The organism is Agrobacterium sp. CG674, from assembly GCF_053521645.1.
This window is the reverse complement of the sequence record NZ_JBNWDZ010000002.1, coordinates 685,666-703,121: the sequence shown is the minus strand read 5'-3', so window position 1 is coordinate 703,121 and position 17,456 is coordinate 685,666. Positions and strand designations below refer to the sequence as shown.

Here is a 17,456-nt window from a genome sequence, read left to right as displayed (position 1 = left end):
TCGTTTGTCAGAAGTGCCAGAGGACGCTAGGAGCAGTAAAAATTCGGAGCTTCTAACATATGTCGGCGCACATCTTTCAAACCGGTCTCAAGCGCGGCCTCCCCGTCACCCTGTCCATATTGCCATTCGGCGCCCTCTTCGGTGCAGTGGCGATTGATAACGGCTTGACGGTCGCCGAGGCGATTTTGATGAGCGGCGCCATGTATGCCGGCGCTAGCCAGCTGGTCGGTATCGAGCTTTTCAATCAGAATCTCCCGGCCTGGCTCGTGATTCTGTCCATCTTCGCCGTCAACTTCCGCCATGTGCTTTACTCCGCAGCCATGGTGCGCATCGTGCCTGAATGGTCGCTTGGTCGAAAGGCAATTGGCTTTTTCTTCATGGTCGATCCGCAATTTGCCGAATCCGTGCGCCAGAAGGAAATTTACGGCAAGGTCGATTTTTCTTGGTACATGGGGTACGCGACGGTCGTCTATGTCGGCTGGATGCTCTCCACCATTCTTGGTGCGTCGCTGGGCAACCTGATAGGAGATCCCAAAGCGGTGGGCTTCGATGTCCTGCTGCCAATCTATTTCATGGGAATGGTGATGGGTTTTCGCACTCGCACCAACTTTTTCCCCGTCATGCTGGCCAGTGCCGTCGGCGCCACCGCTGCCTATCATTTCGTCGGCTCGCCGTGGCATGTCAGCATAGGTGCCATGACCGGAATCCTGCTTGCGATCATACTGCCGCCAGCACCATCTGCGCCGCAAGCCAGTGCCGACAGCGAGGAAACCGTATAATGAACGGCCTCTTTGATCCCCAGACATTACTCATCATCGTTGCCGGTGCTGTCGCGACATATCTCACCCGCATCGGCGGTTATGTGCTGATGGTACGGATGAAGACCATCCCTCCCCGCGTAGAGGCCGGTCTCAACGCCGTTCCCGTCGCCGTACTCACCACGCTCGTCGCACCCGCCTTTTTCGAAGGCGGATACGACGTTAAGGTCGGCATGGTTCTGGCACTAATCGTCTGCCTGCGCTGTCCCGGCCTGATCATGCTGGTATCAGGCTGGGCGCTTGTCGTGGCTCTGCGCTACTTCGCTATCGTGTAAGCGGCTGCGTGGCGGCATCAAGCCATTGCTGCACGTCCGCATCCTCAATCAGCGGCGTCAGCTTCTCCCGCACCTGCGCATGGTAGGCATTCAGCCAGTCCAGCTCTTCCTCGGTCAGAAGTGAAACGATGATCAGGCGGCGGTCGACCGGGCACCAGGTCAGCGTCTCGAACGACAGCATCGGCAACTCGCCACCCTCGATCGCCTCTGCGGGCCGCACATGGACGAGGTTTTCAATACGAATTCCGAATGCGCCGGGGCGGTAATACCCAGGCTCGTTCGAAAGGATCATGCCGGGCAGAAGCTCCTGCTGGGAAACGCGGGAAATGCGCTGCGGCCCCTCATGCACGGAAAGATAAGAGCCGACGCCGTGGCCCGTGCCATGGGCGTAATCCGCGCCCGCCTTCCACAGCGCGATACGCGCCAGCGGATCAAGATCGCAGCCGCGTGTGCCGACCGGGAAGCGCGCAACGCTGATGGCAATGAAGCCCTTGAGAACCAGCGTGAAGAAACGCTTCTGCTCCTCCGGCACCGCACCAATGGCGACCGTTCGGGTAATATCGGTCGTGCCGTTGATATATTGCGCACCGGAATCGATGAGGAACATTTCACCCTCATTCAACGCACGGTCACTGTCCGTCGTCACGCGGTAGTGCATGATGGCGGCGTTTTCGCCAGCGCCTGAAATCGTATCGAAAGATATGTCCTTGAGCGGGTTCTGCATCATCTGCCCCACCCGTGCGCGCACCTCTTCAAGCGCTGTAACGGCCTTTGTTTCGGTCAGCGTGCCGGGCTGCTGCTTGTCCAGCCATGCCAGAAACTCCACCATCGCAACGCCGTCCTGCACATGGGCGGCAGCCGAACCCGCAATTTCCGCCTCGTTCTTGCAGGCACGCGGCAGCTTGACCGGATCGGGAGCTTCGACAACCTCCCCACCCGCTTCGTTGATGGAGCGTGTCAGCGCAATCGGCGTGACATCCGCGTCGGCCAGAACACGGCCTGCCGCACTGGCAATGGCGTGAAGCCGCGCTTCAATCTCTTCCGGTGGCAGAAGTGTTGCAATCGGCGCGAGGTGCGCTCTGACTTCATCACCCACCTTGCGCTCATCCAGAAACAGATCGGCACTGCCATCGGCATAGACAATGGCGCGGGCCAAGGGGTGTGGCGTGTGCGGAACATCATTGCCGCGAATATTGAACGCCCACGCAATGGAGGACGGGTCGGTCATGAGAACGGCATTGGCACCGCTCGCCGTAACGATCTCACCGATGGTCGTGATCTTCATCTGCGCGTGAATGCCGGTGACGCTATCCGGCTGGATCGTGACTGGCTCCATCGGCGCAGCGGGGCGATCTTCCCAAAGCGGATCAAGCGGATTGCTTTCCAACAGAACGACAAAACCGCCCTTGTCGGACAAAGCCTTTTCAAAGCGCTTCAGCTCAGCGCCGGTGTGCAGCCATGGGTCCAGCCCAAGGCGGAACCCCTCCGGCGCGTTATCTGCAAGCCACTTCGAAGGCGGCGCGCCCACCAGATCACCACCCCGGAATGCGGATGGGTCCACCTGCGAGACAAGCTGCGTGGTGTAGCGCCCGTCGACAAACACAATCGCTTCATGGCGGGTAACCAGCACCACGCCTGCGGAACCGGTGAAGCCGGTCAGCCACGCCATCCGTTCAGCGCATGCCGGCACATATTCGCCCTGATATTCATCCGCACGTGGCACCAGAAAGCCATCGATACCAAGGGTGTCAAAGGTGGCGCGAAGCGCCTCCACACGTGCCTTGCCGAATTGTGGAGTGGATTTGTTTTCGAATGACTGGAACATGCTCTGCTTTCCGAACGCCTGATATCGAAGCGGACCTTATCGCGTCACACTCGTCAACGTCCAGCCGAAAGGCATGTCTTTACAACACTCAATCCTTGCGCAGATGGATCGTAACCCAGCCATTGCGCCACAATGTGCGCACATGGGAAAGCTTCATGCCATTATAGGCCGAAAGCACCTTCCAGCGTTGCGAGGCCAGAATGCCGGACAGAATGACCGTGCCGCCGGGGGCCAGATGCGTGACAAGCTGCGGTGCCATCTTGATGAGCGGGCGCGCAAGAATATTGGCGATGATAAGGTCGAAAGGCCCGTGTTTGCGGAAAGCGTCGGAATGAAAACCCGGGGCCGTTTCCAGAGACATGCCAGATACGATGCCGTTCAGCTTCGCATTTTCCTTGGCCACCCGGATGGCGATGGGGTCGATATCCGTTGCCAGCACCGGCACCGGCCGCATCTTGGCAACTGCGATGGCCAGCACGCCGCTGCCCGTACCCAGATCCAGCGCATTGCGAATAGTGCGGGACCGCAGCACCTGCTCGATCATCTCAAGGCAACCCGCCGTCGTGCCGTGATGGCCCGTGCCGAATGCCTGGCCGGCTTCGATTTCAATCGCCAGATCGTTTATGCGGACCTTGTCGCGGTCATGTGAACCGTGAACGAGGAAGCGCCCTGCTCGCACTGGCGTCAGTCCCTCAAGTGATTTGGCAATCCAGTCCACATCGGGAATGATTTCACGCTCGACGGTCAGATGCGGAAATGCGGATGCCAACGCTTCCGTCACGCGGGCGCGAACATCCTCTTCATCGTTGGCGTAAAGATAGACTGATGTTTCCCAGATATCGCGCTTCTCATCCACCTCGGTATTGGCGATGGCAATATCTTCCTCGCCGAACACCTCAGACAGCAAATCCAGAACTTCACCGGACTGGACTTCGGTGGTGGACACATAAAGACGGATTTCGCTCACGGCTGAGGCTCTCTCTGCAGATGTTTCAAGCGTCAGCCTTTGCCATAAAAGCGGCTGTAGTCCAATGGATTTCAGGCGATATTGTTAGCCTGACATCAGCCCTTGGTCAGTTTTTCGAGCTTTTGCAGGGCAACATCGGGATTCTCGCCATAAGCGATGGTGCCCGCAAAGCGACCGTTACCATCCAGCAGGATCACGGATGCGGTGTGATCCATGGTGTAATCGCCATTGGGGTCTTTTTCGTCCACCGGCACTTTCTTGGCGTAGATGCGGTAGCCTTTCAGCGTCTGCGCAATCTTGTCGGCATCTCCGGTAATGCCGGTGATGCGCTTGGAAACATTGGAGACATACTGGTTGAGAATATCGGGTGTATCGCGCTCTGGATCAACCGAGACAAAATAGGCCTGCATCTTGGTTCCTGCAGGATCAACCTTCTCCATCCAGCCGTTCAGCTCAAAAAGCGTCGTGGGGCAGACCTCCGGGCAATGGGTGAAACCGAAAAACAGCGCCGTCGGCTTGCCCTGAAAGGCTTTCTCGGTAATGGGCTGTCCGTTCTGCGCAACCAGCTGGAAGGGCACGCCATAGACTTCCTCAACCATCTGGTCGCGGCTCTTGGTCAGTTCCATGGTCAGCCAGCCCATCACGCCAAGCAGGACTGCAACGGCGCCCCAAAGCGCAATACGGATGTTTTTCATAGCATTCCCCAATCAGCGACAACCCAGCATATTGGTCATGCTTCTATCCCAGACGCATTGGTTTCGGCAATTGTTGAAAGGTCGGATTACGCAAGCCGCGCTGTTTTGTCTCAAACCCCGCAGGGCTTCAGAAGCACCAGGCTACGCCGCTCTGCACGGCTGCGAGAAAAATGTCGGTTCCGTGCCGCATCCACCCCTGAAATGTCAGCACGACAGCCAGCAAAGCTGCACCCGTGGCAGCTGCTGCGCCAAGCATTTTCATCTGTGGTGTCAGTACAAACCTCATGGACATACATATACCGGCAAACAAACAGTCGCGAAACAAAAATAATGCGCCAGTCTTTGCTCTTGAAGGCTTCCGTTAGGGAAAGTTTAAATGGTTTTTGCGCACTATGATCGCCAGCGGTCGGTAAGCACTGACATGATGTCACCCGGAGTTTTTCGGACACCGCATATTCCCAGAATCGAAACGGCCTGCCAGAGAGCCGCCAGGAAAAGTTCAGAACATGTCAAACGCCATCAAGCAATCCGGCGCATATCTTGAAATCGTTTCCTTCCATCTCGGCGATCAGGAATTCTGCATCGACATCATGGTGATCCGCGAAATTCGCGGCTGGGCGCCGGTCACACCGATGCCGCACACACCACCATATGTTCTTGGCCTCATCAACCTGCGCGGTGCAGTGATCCCGGTCATCGACATGGCTTGCCGTCTTGGCATGAAAATGACCGAGCCATCCGAGCGCTCCGCCATCATCGTTACCGATATCGGCGGCAAGCTCGTCGGCCTTCTGGTCGAGCAGGTTTCCGACATGATGACCATCAAATCCGAAGACCTGCAGCCTGCGCCGGAAATCATTCCTGAAGAGCAGCGCGATTTCTGCCGCGGCATCGTCGCGCTGGAAAAGAGCATGGTCTGCTTCCTCAACCTCGATACGGTCATTGCAGACGAACTGTCGCGCGAAGCCGCTTAAGGCCACGCTGCACCATCATTGATTTCCAAGAAACGGCGAGCCTTACGGCTTGCCGTTTTTCCATGTCACGGTCTGCCCGTAAAGCGGCACCGTCGAAATCGCCATCTTGGCCGAACCATCGGTCAATTCGCGTGTGTGCACGAGATAAACAAGCGTATCGTTGGCCTTGTCGTAAATGCGATTAACGACCATCTTCTTCCACACCAGCGACATGCCCTGCCGGAAGACTTCCTCGCCCTTTGTGCCAAGATCGATATCGCCCACTTCCACGGGGCCGGTCTGGCTGCATGAAATGGCATTGTTGGATGGATCTTCGAACCAGTTGCCGTTCTTCAGCCGGTCGATCACGCCGCGATCGAAATAGGTCACGTGGCAGGTCACACCCTTGACCTCAGGATCGGCAATTGCCTCGACAACGATGTCATTGCCCGTCCAATCCACTCCCACCTTGCCGACAACATCAGCATAGGCGGCCGTTGACAGCACAGCCGAAGCGGCGACACCAAGTGTGCAAAGTACCTTTGAAACCATAACCCTAGCCCTCATTGATAGAACATTAGAGATAGGTGCTGCGGCGCAGACAACAAGCCCACCTGGGGGTCAGCGTTTGCGCATTGTGCAGGGCGCATAGCCTGAGGCATGCAAGCGCCCGGCCACCATGCCTATCTTTTCGGGAATATGGTGGATGTGCTCCACCTCAACGGCCTTGGCCACGGCAATGGCCGCAGCAGCGCACACCACGGCATCTTCCGCCGCATTGTGGTGCACGAAGCGCAATTGCAAATGGTGGGCGATGATGTTGAGCTTGTGCGATGGCAGCGTCGGCCACACCCGCTGAGACATCTTCACGCTGCACAGATAGGAAAGCTGCGGATAGGTCTGTCGATACTTGTCGAAGCTTGCGCGCATCACGCTAAAATCGAAGGCGGCATTGTGCGCGATCATCGTCGCATCCCTGAAGTCGTCGATGAACTCTTCCATCACCTCGGGAAACTCGGGCGAATCTTCCACATCGCGTGGCTTGATGCCGTGAATGGCGACATTGAAGGGCGAAAAGCGCATATCCTTCGGGCGAATCAGCCGCTCTTCAACCCGCACGATCTGACCATTCTCGATCCAAGCCAGACCCACGGAACAGGCACTGCCCCGCTCCTCATTGGCGGTTTCAAAATCGATGGCGATGGTTTTCAAGAGGCGATTCCCGTTTGGTATTGCCATGGCATAAAGGAAAACGCCGCGAAAATGAACCATGCGTCAGGAAACGGGTGGTAGAGGGCAAAGGGCGACACTAGACCGATAATCGGACTGATCATTGGGGGATAAAGAACGTGGCAGTGCGCAGACACATGAACGCAACCGAATGGGCATTGCTCGTCGCTCTCTCGGTCCTGTGGGGTGGCTCCTTCTTTTTCAACGGCATCACCGTCAGGGAACTGCCGCCCGTGACCATCGTCACCCTGCGCGTGTCCATCGCCGCCGTAGCGCTTTTCATGATCTGCCGGTTGATGGGCCACCGGTGGCCAACGGACAAGCGCGTCCTACCGGCCTTCTTCGGCATGGGCCTGCTCAACAACATCATCCCCTTCTGCCTGATTGTGTGGGGACAGACCCAAATCGCAAGCGGCGTCGCCTCCATTCTCAACGCCACCACGCCCCTCTTCACCGTCATCGTCGCCCATATGCTGACTGCGGATGAAAAGCTCACCATCAGCAAGCTTGCGGGCATCATCATCGGCTTTGCAGGCGTTGCCACCATGATCGGCCCATCGGCGCTGACAGGGGAAAGCTCCAGCCTCTGGGGCCAGTTCGCCATTCTCGGCGCTGCGATCTCCTATGCCTTTGCAGGCATATTCGGCCGCCGCTTCAAGGCCATGGGCGTGCCGCTGCTGGTCACCGCAACTGGCCAGATTTCCGCATCGTCCCTCGTCCTCATTCCCATTGCGCTTGTCATCGATCAGCCCTGGTCACTCGCCATGCCAAGCGGCGCAGCCTGGGCAGCGCTGTTTGGCATTGCCCTTCTCTCCACCGCGCTCGCCTATCTGATCTTCTTCCGCATCCTGTCATCCGCAGGTGCAACCAACCTGGCGCTGGTCACCTTCCTCATTCCCGTCAGCGCCATTCTTTTGGGTTCGCTGGTGTTGGGAGAGCAACTAGAGGCCAAACACCTCATCGGCATGGCGATGATCGCGTCAGGCCTTGTGGCCATTGATGGGCGCTTGTTTCGCCGCAGGTTGGCTTAGCTTCATTCCCTGTGGTCAGAAAAGACCTCGCGGAGGGTTCGCCTTGACCATTCAGCTAGTGGTGTGGCTTGAGACCGTTGTGCGGCAAGAGTGATATCAGCGCCTTCCACAAGGCCCATCCACGCGCCCGCTCCCACGCCTCAGCCGTGTACGGAAGAAGCTGGCGGAACAGGTGTCGACTGTCCCTATCCAGCAGGTTCCAAGCGAGAACAAGATCAAACGAGGGATCGCCAACCGCGCAACTGCCGAAGTCGATGACCGCTGACAGCCGACCATTTTGGACCAACAGATTGCTTTCCGTAACATCACCATGGACCCAAACCGGCGCAGCCTGCCATTTGCTGGCGAGGGCTCTTGACCAGATCTCACGGGCCATATCCACGTCGATTTCATCAGACACGGCCATGATCGCCGCCTCCGTCTCATCGCTGTAAACATTCAGCGACCCGCCACGATGGAAATTATGCGTTCCAGCCGCAGGGCCCGAAGATGCATCTACGGCTTGCAGCGCCGTCAGGAAGCCCGCAACATCGCGGGCAACCGAGTTGAGGTCCGTTTGGGCAAGCGCCAAAGCGAGAGTCGTGCCTTCGATCCAGCGATAGATGGACCAACACCAAGGAAAACCCTGTCCGGGCTGCCCCAGTGCGAGCGGTTCTGGAACCGGCAGCGGAAGACGCGCGGCCAGATACGGCAGCCACTGCTGCTCTTTATCCACCTGCGCAACATAGCGCACAGCGCTTGGCAGGCGCACGATCATCGTATCCCCCAGTCGAAAGCTGCGATTGTTCCAACCGCTGTGCTCGACAGGCTTCACTGGCAGATGAACCCATTGGGGAAACTGCTCCGCAACCAGTGCGCGGACCGTTTCCGGCAAAACCTCTATGCGATCATCCATGCCCTGCATCCCGTTGAATGCACGTCACATAAATCGCAGTTGCAAAACGAATATGACGGGGCTACCCACCGATCAGCGCCAGCCACTCATCCTCATCCATGGTCTGCACGCCAAGCTCCCTAGCCTTGTCCAGCTTGGAACCCGCACCCGGACCTGCGACCACATAATCGGTCTTTTTGGAAACGGACCCCGCAACTTTCGCGCCAAGCCCTTCGGCGCGAGCCTTTGCCTCATCGCGGGTGAATTTTTCAAGCGAGCCGGTAAAGACCACCGTCTTGCCCGCCACGGGGCTTCCCTCGGTCGCCGGCTTTTCAGCCTCCTTGGGACGCAATTCGCTCATCAGCCTGTCGATGACATCAAGATTGCGCGGTTCGCGGTAGAACTCCACAATCGCGCGCGCCATCACCTCGCCGATGCCTTCGACGCTGTTCAGCTCCGCCCAGGCATCGCCGCTCGCATCGGCAGCCTCTTTCATCGCGGCTTCGAAATGCTCGTAAGTGCTATAGGTCCGCGCCAGCAGCTTTGCCGTCGTTTCCCCCACATGGCGGATGCCGAGTGCGAAGATGAGCCGGTGAAGTTCGATTTCACGGCGCGCATCGATCGCGTCGAACAGCTTCTTCACGCTGGTCTTACCGAAGCCGTCGATATTCTCCAGCTTGGCCAGCGATTTCTCCTGCCGCGCCTTCAGCGTGAAAATGTCTGGCGCAGTTCGGATCATCAGCGCCGGGTCTTCACTCTCAAAGAAGAAATCGATCTGCTTGGTGCCAAGCCCCTCAATATCGAAGGCATTGCGTGAGACGAAATGCTTGAGATGCTCCTTGGCCTGGGCCGAGCAGGCAAAGCCGCCGGTGCATCGCGTGACCGAATCAAGCTTGCCGGTTTTCTCGTTGCGCTCGCGCACCGCGTGGCTGCCGCATACAGGGCATTGCTTTGGAAATTCGTAACGCGTCGAACCGGTATCCCGCTTTTCCACCAGAACATCCAGCACCTGCGGAATAACATCGCCTGCCCGCTGCACAATCACCGTATCGCCCACACGAATATCGTGATCATCGGGGCGAATGCGCTCGCCATTATTGCCGATGCCTTCAATGTAATCGGCATTGTGCAGCGTCGCATTGGTCACGACAACACCGCCAACGGTGATGGGCGTCAGCCGTGCAACGGGCGTCAACGCGCCGGTGCGGCCCACCTGTATCTCGATTTTCTCAACGGTCGTGAAAGCCTGTTCCGCCGGAAACTTGTGTGCCGTTGCCCAGCGCGGGCTGCGGGAGCGGAAACCGAGGCGCTCCTGCAAATCCAGCCGGTCGACCTTATAGACCACGCCGTCAATATCGTAATCGAGATCGGGTCTGGCTATCCCGATTTCGTTATAATGTTCAATCAGTTCCTGGCCGGATGTGAATCGCTTCATGAAGGGGTTCACGGGGAACTTCCATTCCCGGAACGTGTCGACGATACCGGACTGCGTATCGGCGATGCGCGTCGGCTGCCCGCCATTGGAAACCTCACCCAGCGCATAGGCAAAAAACCGCAGCTTGCGCTTGGCCGTCACATTGGCGTCGAGCTGCCGCAGCGAGCCGGAGGCCGTGTTGCGTGGGTTGACATACGTCTGCTTGCCGTGCGCTTCCATCTGCTCGTTCAATGCCAGAAAGTCGCTCTTGGCCATATAGACCTCGCCGCGCACCTCCACCACATCAGGCACACCCTTGGGCAATGTATTGGGAATTTCGGTGATGGTCAGAATATTGGCCGTCACATTCTCGCCCGTCGTGCCATCCCCACGGGTCGCCGCCGTTTTCAGCCTGCCGTTCTCATAACGGATCGACATGGAAAGCCCGTCGATCTTTGGCTCGGCGGTAAAAGCAATCGAATCATCCGGAAGGTTCCCAAGGAAGCGATAGACGGAGGCCACGAAATCACGTACGTCCTCATCGGAAAACGCATTGTCCAGCGAGAGCATGGGCCGCGCATGAACGATGGGCGCAAAAGTTGGCAGCGGGGTGAAGCCCACTTTTTTGGAAGGGCTATCGGCGCGAACCAGATCAGGAAACGCCGCCTCGATGGCATCGTTACGGCGCTTCAGCGCATCATAGTCTGCATCCGAAACTTCAGGTGCGTCCTTGCCGTGATAAAGCGCATCATGCCGCGAAAGCTCAGCAGCCAGAAAGGCGAGCTCAGCAGAAGCCTCAAGCTCGGACAATTTTTCCACCGGGATTTGATCTTGCGACATCGAACAGGCCTCATGCTGAAACAGACTTCGTTTTTAACGAAGGCGGGCCACTTTTCAACGCCCCGCTTTCGCGTAACATCACAATTCAGATTGTTTCTAACGCGGAGCATACTGATGGATTCGATGACGCTGTTCGCCTTTGCTGCCACCTTCTTCGTATTCGCGGCAAGCCCCGGCCCCGACAATATGACGATTGTGACCCGCACCATCACCCATGGCGCAGCTTCCGGTCTGGCCTATGGTGCAGGCACGGTTGCGGGCATTTTGGTTTTCCTCACCCTCGCCGCCTTTGGCCTATCGATGCTTGCAGCTGAAATGGGTTCAGTCATGACCGTGCTGCGCTACACCGGTGCGGCCTATCTCATCTGGATGGGTTTCAAATTATGGACGGCGGAACCTGTGGTGCCGGATCTGCAATCCGTCAAAGCCCGTGGAAATCTGTTCTCCATCTTCGCAACCGGCATGGCGCTCAATCTGGGCAACCCCAAAATGCCGCTGTTCTATGTCGCCCTTCTCCCGAATGTCGTGGGTACCTCACTGACCGTGGATCATCTGGCAGCACTGGCGTTCGTCATTCTCGCGGTTGAAGCTCTGGTCATTGGTGGTCATGTGGCGCTGGCTGTACGCGCCCGCGCATTGTTGCGCTCGCCCAGCATCGTGCGGAGGGTCAACCGCACGGCTGGCGGCGTGATGATCGGTTCTGGCGTGGCAGTTGCCGTCAGCCGTTAATCCTTGGCCGCCAGCAGACGTGCTGCCGCTGCCCTCGCCTCATCCGTCACGGATGCGCCGGCCAGCATGCGGGCAATTTCTTCGGTGCGGTGTTCGGGTAGCATCGTTGTCACGCGGGTCGCGATTCGCTCTGTGCCATCGCCGGATGGACCCTTGGAAATCAGCAGATGCGTGGCGGCGCGGGCGGCCACCTGCGGCGCGTGGGTCACAGACAGCACCTGCACGGTTTTCGACAGCCGCCTCAGACGCTGGCCGATAGCATCCGCCACAGCACCTCCGACGCCTGTGTCGATTTCATCGAAGACCAGCGTCGGCGCTGAACCGCGATCCGCAAGCGCAACTTTCAGCGCCAGCAGGAAGCGCGAAAGCTCGCCGCCGGACGCCACTTTCATGATCGGCCCTGGGCGCGTGCCGGGGTTGGTCTGGACATGGAACTCCACGACATCGATACCATCAGCCGTCGCAGATGCCTCGCCGCTGGTCACTTCCACGCTGAAACGCGCGCGCTCCAGCTTCAACGCAGGTAACTCTGCCATCACGGCTTCAGACAAGGCCGATGCCGCGTTATGGCGCTTTTCCGAGAGGGAATTGGCAGCACGGTCAAAGTCTGTTTTTACGATGCCGAGATTCTTTTCCAACTGGGCAAGCTTTTCCTCGCCCGCATCCAGATCGGCAAGATCGGCCACCATGCGCTCGGCCAGCGCAGGAAGCTCTGTCACCGGAACGGAATATTTGCGGGCCGCAGCACGCAGGCCAAACAGGCGCTCCTCGACGCGCTCGAGCTCACGCGGGTCGAACTCGGTGCGGCGAAGCGCGCTCTCAACTTCCATCTGCGCGTTGGAAAGATTATCGAGCGCCGCATCCAGCAACTGCACGGTTTCTTCCAGAAGGCCGGGCGCTTCGTGGCTCTTGCGCTCCAGACGTCGCATCATGGAGGCGATCACCGGCACGGGAGATGCGTTGCCGTTCAGAAAATCGCTCGCCTCGGCAATATCGCCTGCAATACGCTCGGATTTCTGCATCACGGCACGGCGTTCGGCGAGTTCGTCCTCTTCGCCATCCAGCGGCGCCAGAACTTCCAGCTCTTCAACAGATGCGCGCAGATAATCCGCCTCGCGGGCCGCTGCTTCCACCTTGGCGCGGTGAACTTTGAGGCCGCGCTCGGCGTCCTTCCAGGTACGGTAAAGCGATTGCACGGAGACGACTTCATCCGTCAATCCCGCAAATGCGTCGAGAAGTGTGCGGTGCGCGTTGGTATCGACCAGTGCCCGGTCATCATGCTGACCGTGGATTTCCACCATATGCTGGCCAAGCTGGCGCATCAGCTGCACGGAAACCGCCTGATCGTTGACATAGGCCTTCGTGCGGCCATCGGCGGATTGAACGCGCCGGAAAATCAGGTCGCCATCGTCGTCGAGGCCATTGTCACGCATCAGAAGGCGGGCCGGATGCTCCATGCCCACTTCGAATGTTGCTGTGACCTGCCCCTTGTCTTCGCCATGGCGCACAAGGCCGCCATCGCCGCGCCCGCCGAGCGCCAGCGAAAGGCTGTCGAGAAGAATGGATTTGCCCGCACCCGTTTCACCGGTGAGCACAGAAAGGCCCGCCTCGAACCCTAGGTCGAGCCGTTCGATCAGAACGATGTCGCGGATCGATAGCTGGACCAACATGTCTTATGCTCTATTCTCAGGCACCCACGATTTTCTTGCCGGCGCGGGAAATCCAGGATTCCTTGTTCTCGCGTGGCTCAAGCCCCTGCCCCTTCAACAGCTTGTAGGTATCGCCGTACCATTGGCTGTCAGGGTAGTTGTTGCCAAGAACGGCAGCAGCTGTCTGTGCCTCATCCGTCAGGCCCATGGCATAATAGGCTTCAGTCAGACGCGCCAAAGCTTCTTCGATCTGGTTAGTGTTCTGGTACTGCTCGACAACGATGCGGAAGCGCGAAACGGCAGCAAGATATTCCTTGCGCTCAAGATAGTAACGGCCGACCTGCATTTCGCGGCCAGCCAGCTGGTCGCGCGCAAAGCGGATCTTAACCTGCGCATCCGGCACATATTCAGATGTTGGATAGTCGTTCACGACCTTGTTCATCGCATCGATCGTGCGTTGTGCAGCGCGCTGATCCTGCGTCACGTCGGCAATCTGCTTGGAATAGGCGAGACCAATCATGTATTGAACGTAGGCTGCATCCTTGGCGCGCGGATATTGCTTGAGGAAGCGCGAGCCGGATGTAATGGCAGCTTCGTTCTGATTCTGGCGTGTTGCAATGAATGTGTTCATCACCAGCGCCTTCTGGCCCCATTCGGTAAACGGGTATTGCTTGTCAATAGCGGAGAACTTGCGACCGGCTTCCGTCATGTTGCCAGCATTCATGTTGGCAAGGCCCTGCTTGTACAGCACGTCAGGCGGGTCGGTCTCAACGCCAAGCTTGGTAATGTCGATATCGGGATCGGACTGGCAAGACGTTACAAGCGTTCCGGCGCCGATCAGCATTAGCGATACGAGTGCTCCCCGTACCGTTCCATTCATTGCACCAGACACTACACGCTTCATTCGTCAGTTCCCACTTCCTGCGTCAATACAGAACATCGGCTTCTACAAGGCGTTTCTAGCCATAAAAGCGTTAGTAGGGCAACGCAATGATGAAGCAATAACGCATTTTTATGGCGCGGCACCCTGTCGTTGATGATTATCTTTGACCCGCACAGAAAAAAGCCGCCCCAAAGGACGGCTCTTCTTTCAATAATTCAGTGTTCACGCAGACCAGGGCGCAAATTCCAGCTGCTGCTGCACAGGAACAAACTCCCGCGCGCGAACAACAGGGCTGCGCGCTGCTGGCGCTTCCACGATTTCATAGGCCGTTGGATCGCTCAACAGCGCCTTCAGCGCGTTGGCATTGACCTTGTGGCCACCGCGATAGGAACGATAGCAGCCGATGAACTGCGCGCCTGCAAGAGCCAGATCACCAACGGCGTCCAGCGTCTTGTGGCGCACGAACTCGTCTTTCTCGTAACGCAGGCCTTCCATGTTGATGACCGTATGGTCATCAGAAATCACAACGGAATTCTCGAGCGACGAACCCAGCGCGTAACCTGCAGCCCAAAGGCGCTCGACATCACGCATGAAACCGAAGGTGCGGGCGCGGGAAAGCTCGTTCTTGAAGGTCTCAGCCGTCAGATCGCCCTTCCATGTCTGGCGACCAATCAACGGTGTGTCGAAATCGATCTCGACTTCAAACCGTGTGCCGTCATAGGGGCGGAACTCCGCCCATGATGCACCAGCCTCGATCCGCACAGGCTTTACCACGCGGATGTAGCGGCGCTTCACACCAAGATTGACGGTGCCAACTGATTCGATGGCTTCGATGAAAGGCGCAGAGCTTCCATCCATGATCGGAACTTCGGGACCATCGACTTCAACGATCAGGTTATCGATGCCCATGGCGTAGATACCGGCCATGACATGCTCAACCGTCGCAACGGACTGAGCCGCCGAACGACCGATGACGGTGCAAAGATCAGTATTGCCGACATTGGCCGAAACGGCTTTCAGTTCGGTCATGTCGCCATTGTCATGCTGGCGGCTGAATACGATGCCTGTGCCCGCTTCCGCCGGCTGGAACGTCATCGAAACCGGGTTGCCGGAATGCACGCCAATGCCGTTGAGTTGAACGGAGTTGGCGATTGTTGTCTGGAAACCGAGCAGTCCGATGGTCATGCGAGTAAGCCTTTTCATGTGAACCTGCGCGATATACAAGCACGATCCAAATTTCAACCGGGGATGATAACCGCAGGCTGTGCCGCGTTACCCTCTCGCCTCAGGGTCATACATACGCACTGTCAGACGCTATCTCAAATCACTGTTGATTTCGCTTTGTAACAGACCCAAGCATTTGAAATTACTAAATTAACTGGCAGCGAAGCCACCTCTTTATAACAGAAATACCCGGGCCTTTCGGACCCGGGTATCGCTTGGTAACAAGAATCGACAGATCAGTTCGACTGGCGGCGAAGGAATGCCGGAATTTCGAGCTGGTCGTCATCATGCTGGCTGGCAGACGATGGCGTCTGACGGCCGTGGTCATCCAGGTTGCCACGACGTGGTGCGTAGAGGCTGGCTTCCTGCGACAGCGGGCGACGCTGTGCAGCAGCGCTCGGCGCGTCCGTCATGTCGGATGGAACGGCTTCATCTTCATCACGGCGACCAAGAGAATTGGTGATCCGCTTCAAAAGACCCATTGGGCCACGCTCTTCCGGAACAGCAGAAGCCGGGTGGGCGCGATGGTCCATCTCAGCCTTTACGACCGGCGGGAAGTCCTCGACCTTTGGCATGCGAACTGGCTCAGGCGCACGGGCGACTGGAGCTGGTTCCTGGTAGACCGGAGCCGGAGCCTGCATGCGAGGAGCAGGTGCTGCGACCTGTTCTGGAGCATGGTAGGCTGGCGCAGGTGCAGTGTGCACCGGTGCTGCGGGGCGAGCAGCAACCGGTGCTTCCGCTGGAGCAGCTGCGAACAGCTTGCTCTGAGGCCGGAATTCGGCTTCTGCCTGGGCCTGACGAAGCCGCTGTTCAGCAGCTGCCAGTGCCAGTTCCCGTTCCATTTCGGCTTCGCGAATGGTCTGGGCAACAGGGTCGATAGTCGTCTTTGGTGCCTGCATCACTGGGGCAGGCTGCACTGCGGCCGGAGCAGAAGCAACGGCCGCGGAAGGACGGATAAGTGGCTTTGCAGCAGCAGCCTGGCGCAGTTCTTCTGCGTTGCGCTCCATCTGGCCAGGAACACGGTCGATGCCCGTGGCAACAACCGACACACGGATGAGGCCTTCCAGAGCTTCGTCGAATGTCGCGCCGAGGATGATGTTTGCATCCGGATCGACTTCTTCGCGAATACGGGTCGCAGCTTCGTCGACTTCGAACAGGGTCATATCGCGACCACCGGTGATGGAGATCAGGAGACCCTGCGCACCCTTCATCGATGTTTCGTCCAGCAGCGGGTTTGCAATGGCCGCTTCGGCAGCCTGCATTGCACGGCCCTGGCCGGAAGCTTCGCCTGTACCCATCATTGCACGGCCCATTTCGCGCATTACGGAGCGAACGTCAGCGAAGTCGAGGTTGATAAGACCTTCCTTCACCATCAGGTCGGTAATGCAGGCAACGCCGGAGTAGAGAACCTGGTCAGCCATTGCGAAGGCATCGGCAAAGGTCGTCTTGTCGTTGGCAATACGGAAGAGGTTCTGGTTTGGAATGACGATCAGCGTATCGACGGACTTCTGCAGTTCCTCGATGCCCTGTTCGGCCAGACGCATGCGGCGACCGCCTTCGAAGTGGAAAGGCTTGGTCACGACGCCAACCGTCAGAATGCCCTTGTTGCGAGCAGCCTGTGCAACGACTGGAGCAGCACCGGTGCCGGTACCGCCGCCCATGCCGGCTGTTACGAAGCACATGTGCGTGCCGTTCAGGTGGTCGATGATTTCATCGATGCACTCTTCAGCAGCAGCGCGACCGACTTCTGGCTGCGAACCTGCGCCCAGACCTTCGGTAACATTGACGCCGAGCTGAATGACCCGGTCTGCCTTCGTCATGGTCAAGGCCTGTGCGTCCGTGTTGGCGACAACGAAGTCGACGCCCTGAAGACCTGCCGTGATCATGTTGTTGACAGCATTACCGCCGCCACCGCCAACGCCGAAAACGGTGATACGTGGCTTCAGCTCGGTGATATCAGGCTTTTGCAGCTGTATCGTCATTTTAACATTCCTTCTTTCTCTGGCCGCATCGCCCCGCAGACCAATTCATCTCAACTTTGCTCAGTCC

Annotated in this window: 16 protein-coding genes and 1 pseudogene; 5 read left to right on the top strand and 12 right to left on the bottom strand. The window is 58.0% G+C overall.

Annotated elements, in window-relative coordinates; translation table 11 throughout:
* The first annotated feature begins 59 nt into the window (after positions 1–59).
* Both ACQZ51_RS08495 and ACQZ51_RS08490 read left to right on the top strand, forming a co-directional pair.
* Positions 60–779: an AzlC family ABC transporter permease gene (locus ACQZ51_RS08495; protein WP_448776398.1), complete on the top strand. Its 720-nt coding sequence runs from the start codon at positions 60–62 to the stop codon at positions 777–779.
* Positions 779–1,093: an AzlD family protein gene (locus tag ACQZ51_RS08490; protein WP_448776396.1), complete on the top strand. Its 315-nt coding sequence runs from the start codon at positions 779–781 to the stop codon at positions 1,091–1,093. Before ACQZ51_RS08495 ends, ACQZ51_RS08490 begins: the two co-directional genes overlap by 1 nt.
* On the opposite strand, the gene ACQZ51_RS08485 is transcribed toward ACQZ51_RS08490, so the two are convergent.
* The 4 genes from ACQZ51_RS08485 to ACQZ51_RS08470 form a co-directional block, all read right to left on the bottom strand.
* Positions 1,083–2,918 carry an aminopeptidase P family protein gene (locus tag ACQZ51_RS08485; protein ID WP_448776395.1) on the bottom strand — a complete coding sequence of 612 codons (1,836 nt, stop codon included), beginning with the start codon at positions 2,916–2,918 and terminating at the stop codon, positions 1,083–1,085. The two genes, ACQZ51_RS08490 and ACQZ51_RS08485, sit on opposite strands and share 11 nt — an antisense overlap.
* Positions 2,919–3,006: 88 nt before the next feature.
* The gene (locus ACQZ51_RS08480; protein WP_448776394.1) at positions 3,007–3,885 is read right to left on the bottom strand and encodes a 50S ribosomal protein L11 methyltransferase; all 879 of its coding nucleotides are present in this window, start codon (positions 3,883–3,885) and stop codon (positions 3,007–3,009) included.
* Between the two features lie 95 nt (positions 3,886–3,980).
* On the bottom strand, positions 3,981–4,580 hold the full coding sequence (locus ACQZ51_RS08475; protein ID WP_448776393.1) for an SCO family protein: 600 nt from the start codon (positions 4,578–4,580) through the stop codon (positions 3,981–3,983).
* A 127-nt stretch (positions 4,581–4,707) separates the two neighbouring features.
* The gene (locus tag ACQZ51_RS08470) at positions 4,708–4,842 is read right to left on the bottom strand and encodes a hypothetical protein (protein ID WP_448776392.1); all 135 of its coding nucleotides are present in this window, start codon (positions 4,840–4,842) and stop codon (positions 4,708–4,710) included.
* 244 nt (positions 4,843–5,086) lie between these two features.
* Between ACQZ51_RS08470 and ACQZ51_RS08465 the strand changes: the two genes are divergently transcribed.
* Positions 5,087–5,554: a chemotaxis protein CheW gene (locus tag ACQZ51_RS08465; RefSeq protein ID WP_042616074.1), complete on the top strand. Its 468-nt coding sequence runs from the start codon at positions 5,087–5,089 to the stop codon at positions 5,552–5,554.
* Between the two features lie 42 nt (positions 5,555–5,596).
* Here ACQZ51_RS08465 and ACQZ51_RS08460 read toward each other — a convergent pair whose 3' ends face one another.
* Positions 5,597–6,085, bottom strand: coding sequence for a CreA family protein (locus ACQZ51_RS08460; protein ID WP_448776391.1), 489 nt, complete (start codon positions 6,083–6,085; stop codon positions 5,597–5,599).
* 69 nt (positions 6,086–6,154) lie between these two features.
* Entirely contained in the window at positions 6,155–6,745 is a 591-nt protein-coding gene (locus ACQZ51_RS08455) for a 3'-5' exonuclease (protein ID WP_042616121.1), read from the bottom strand.
* Positions 6,746–6,900: 155 nt separating this feature from the next.
* Here ACQZ51_RS08455 and ACQZ51_RS08450 point away from each other — a divergent pair, with 155 nt between their 5' ends.
* On the top strand, positions 6,901–7,794 hold the full coding sequence (locus tag ACQZ51_RS08450) for a DMT family transporter (RefSeq protein ID WP_448776640.1): 894 nt from the start codon (positions 6,901–6,903) through the stop codon (positions 7,792–7,794).
* Positions 7,795–7,796: 2 nt separating this feature from the next.
* Here ACQZ51_RS08450 and ACQZ51_RS08445 read toward each other — a convergent pair.
* Together ACQZ51_RS08445 and ligA are read right to left on the bottom strand one after the other, a co-directional pair.
* Positions 7,797–8,689 (bottom strand): annotated as a pseudogene (locus tag ACQZ51_RS08445) (aminoglycoside phosphotransferase family protein).
* 61 nt (positions 8,690–8,750) lie between these two features.
* Positions 8,751–10,922 carry an NAD-dependent DNA ligase LigA gene (gene ligA, locus ACQZ51_RS08440; protein WP_448776390.1) on the bottom strand — a complete coding sequence of 724 codons (2,172 nt, stop codon included), beginning with the start codon at positions 10,920–10,922 and terminating at the stop codon, positions 8,751–8,753.
* A gap of 114 nt (positions 10,923–11,036) precedes the next feature.
* On the opposite strand from ligA, the gene ACQZ51_RS08435 reads away from it, so the two are divergent.
* Positions 11,037–11,651: a LysE family translocator gene (locus ACQZ51_RS08435; RefSeq protein ID WP_448776389.1), complete on the top strand. Its 615-nt coding sequence runs from the start codon at positions 11,037–11,039 to the stop codon at positions 11,649–11,651.
* Here ACQZ51_RS08435 and recN read toward each other — a convergent pair.
* The 4 genes from recN to ftsZ form a co-directional block, all read right to left on the bottom strand.
* Positions 11,648–13,321 carry a DNA repair protein RecN gene (gene recN / locus ACQZ51_RS08430; protein WP_448776388.1) on the bottom strand — a complete coding sequence of 558 codons (1,674 nt, stop codon included), beginning with the start codon at positions 13,319–13,321 and terminating at the stop codon, positions 11,648–11,650. The two genes, ACQZ51_RS08435 and recN, sit on opposite strands and share 4 nt — an antisense overlap.
* 16 nt (positions 13,322–13,337) lie before the next feature.
* Entirely contained in the window at positions 13,338–14,204 is an 867-nt protein-coding gene (locus tag ACQZ51_RS08425; protein WP_192064105.1) for an outer membrane protein assembly factor BamD, read from the bottom strand.
* 201 nt (positions 14,205–14,405) lie between these two features.
* Positions 14,406–15,368: a UDP-3-O-acyl-N-acetylglucosamine deacetylase gene (gene lpxC, locus ACQZ51_RS08420; protein ID WP_192064471.1), complete on the bottom strand. Its 963-nt coding sequence runs from the start codon at positions 15,366–15,368 to the stop codon at positions 14,406–14,408.
* A gap of 275 nt (positions 15,369–15,643) precedes the next feature.
* Positions 15,644–17,389 carry a cell division protein FtsZ gene (ftsZ, locus tag ACQZ51_RS08415; protein WP_042616081.1) on the bottom strand — a complete coding sequence of 582 codons (1,746 nt, stop codon included), beginning with the start codon at positions 17,387–17,389 and terminating at the stop codon, positions 15,644–15,646.
* Positions 17,390–17,456: the final 67 nt, after the last annotated feature.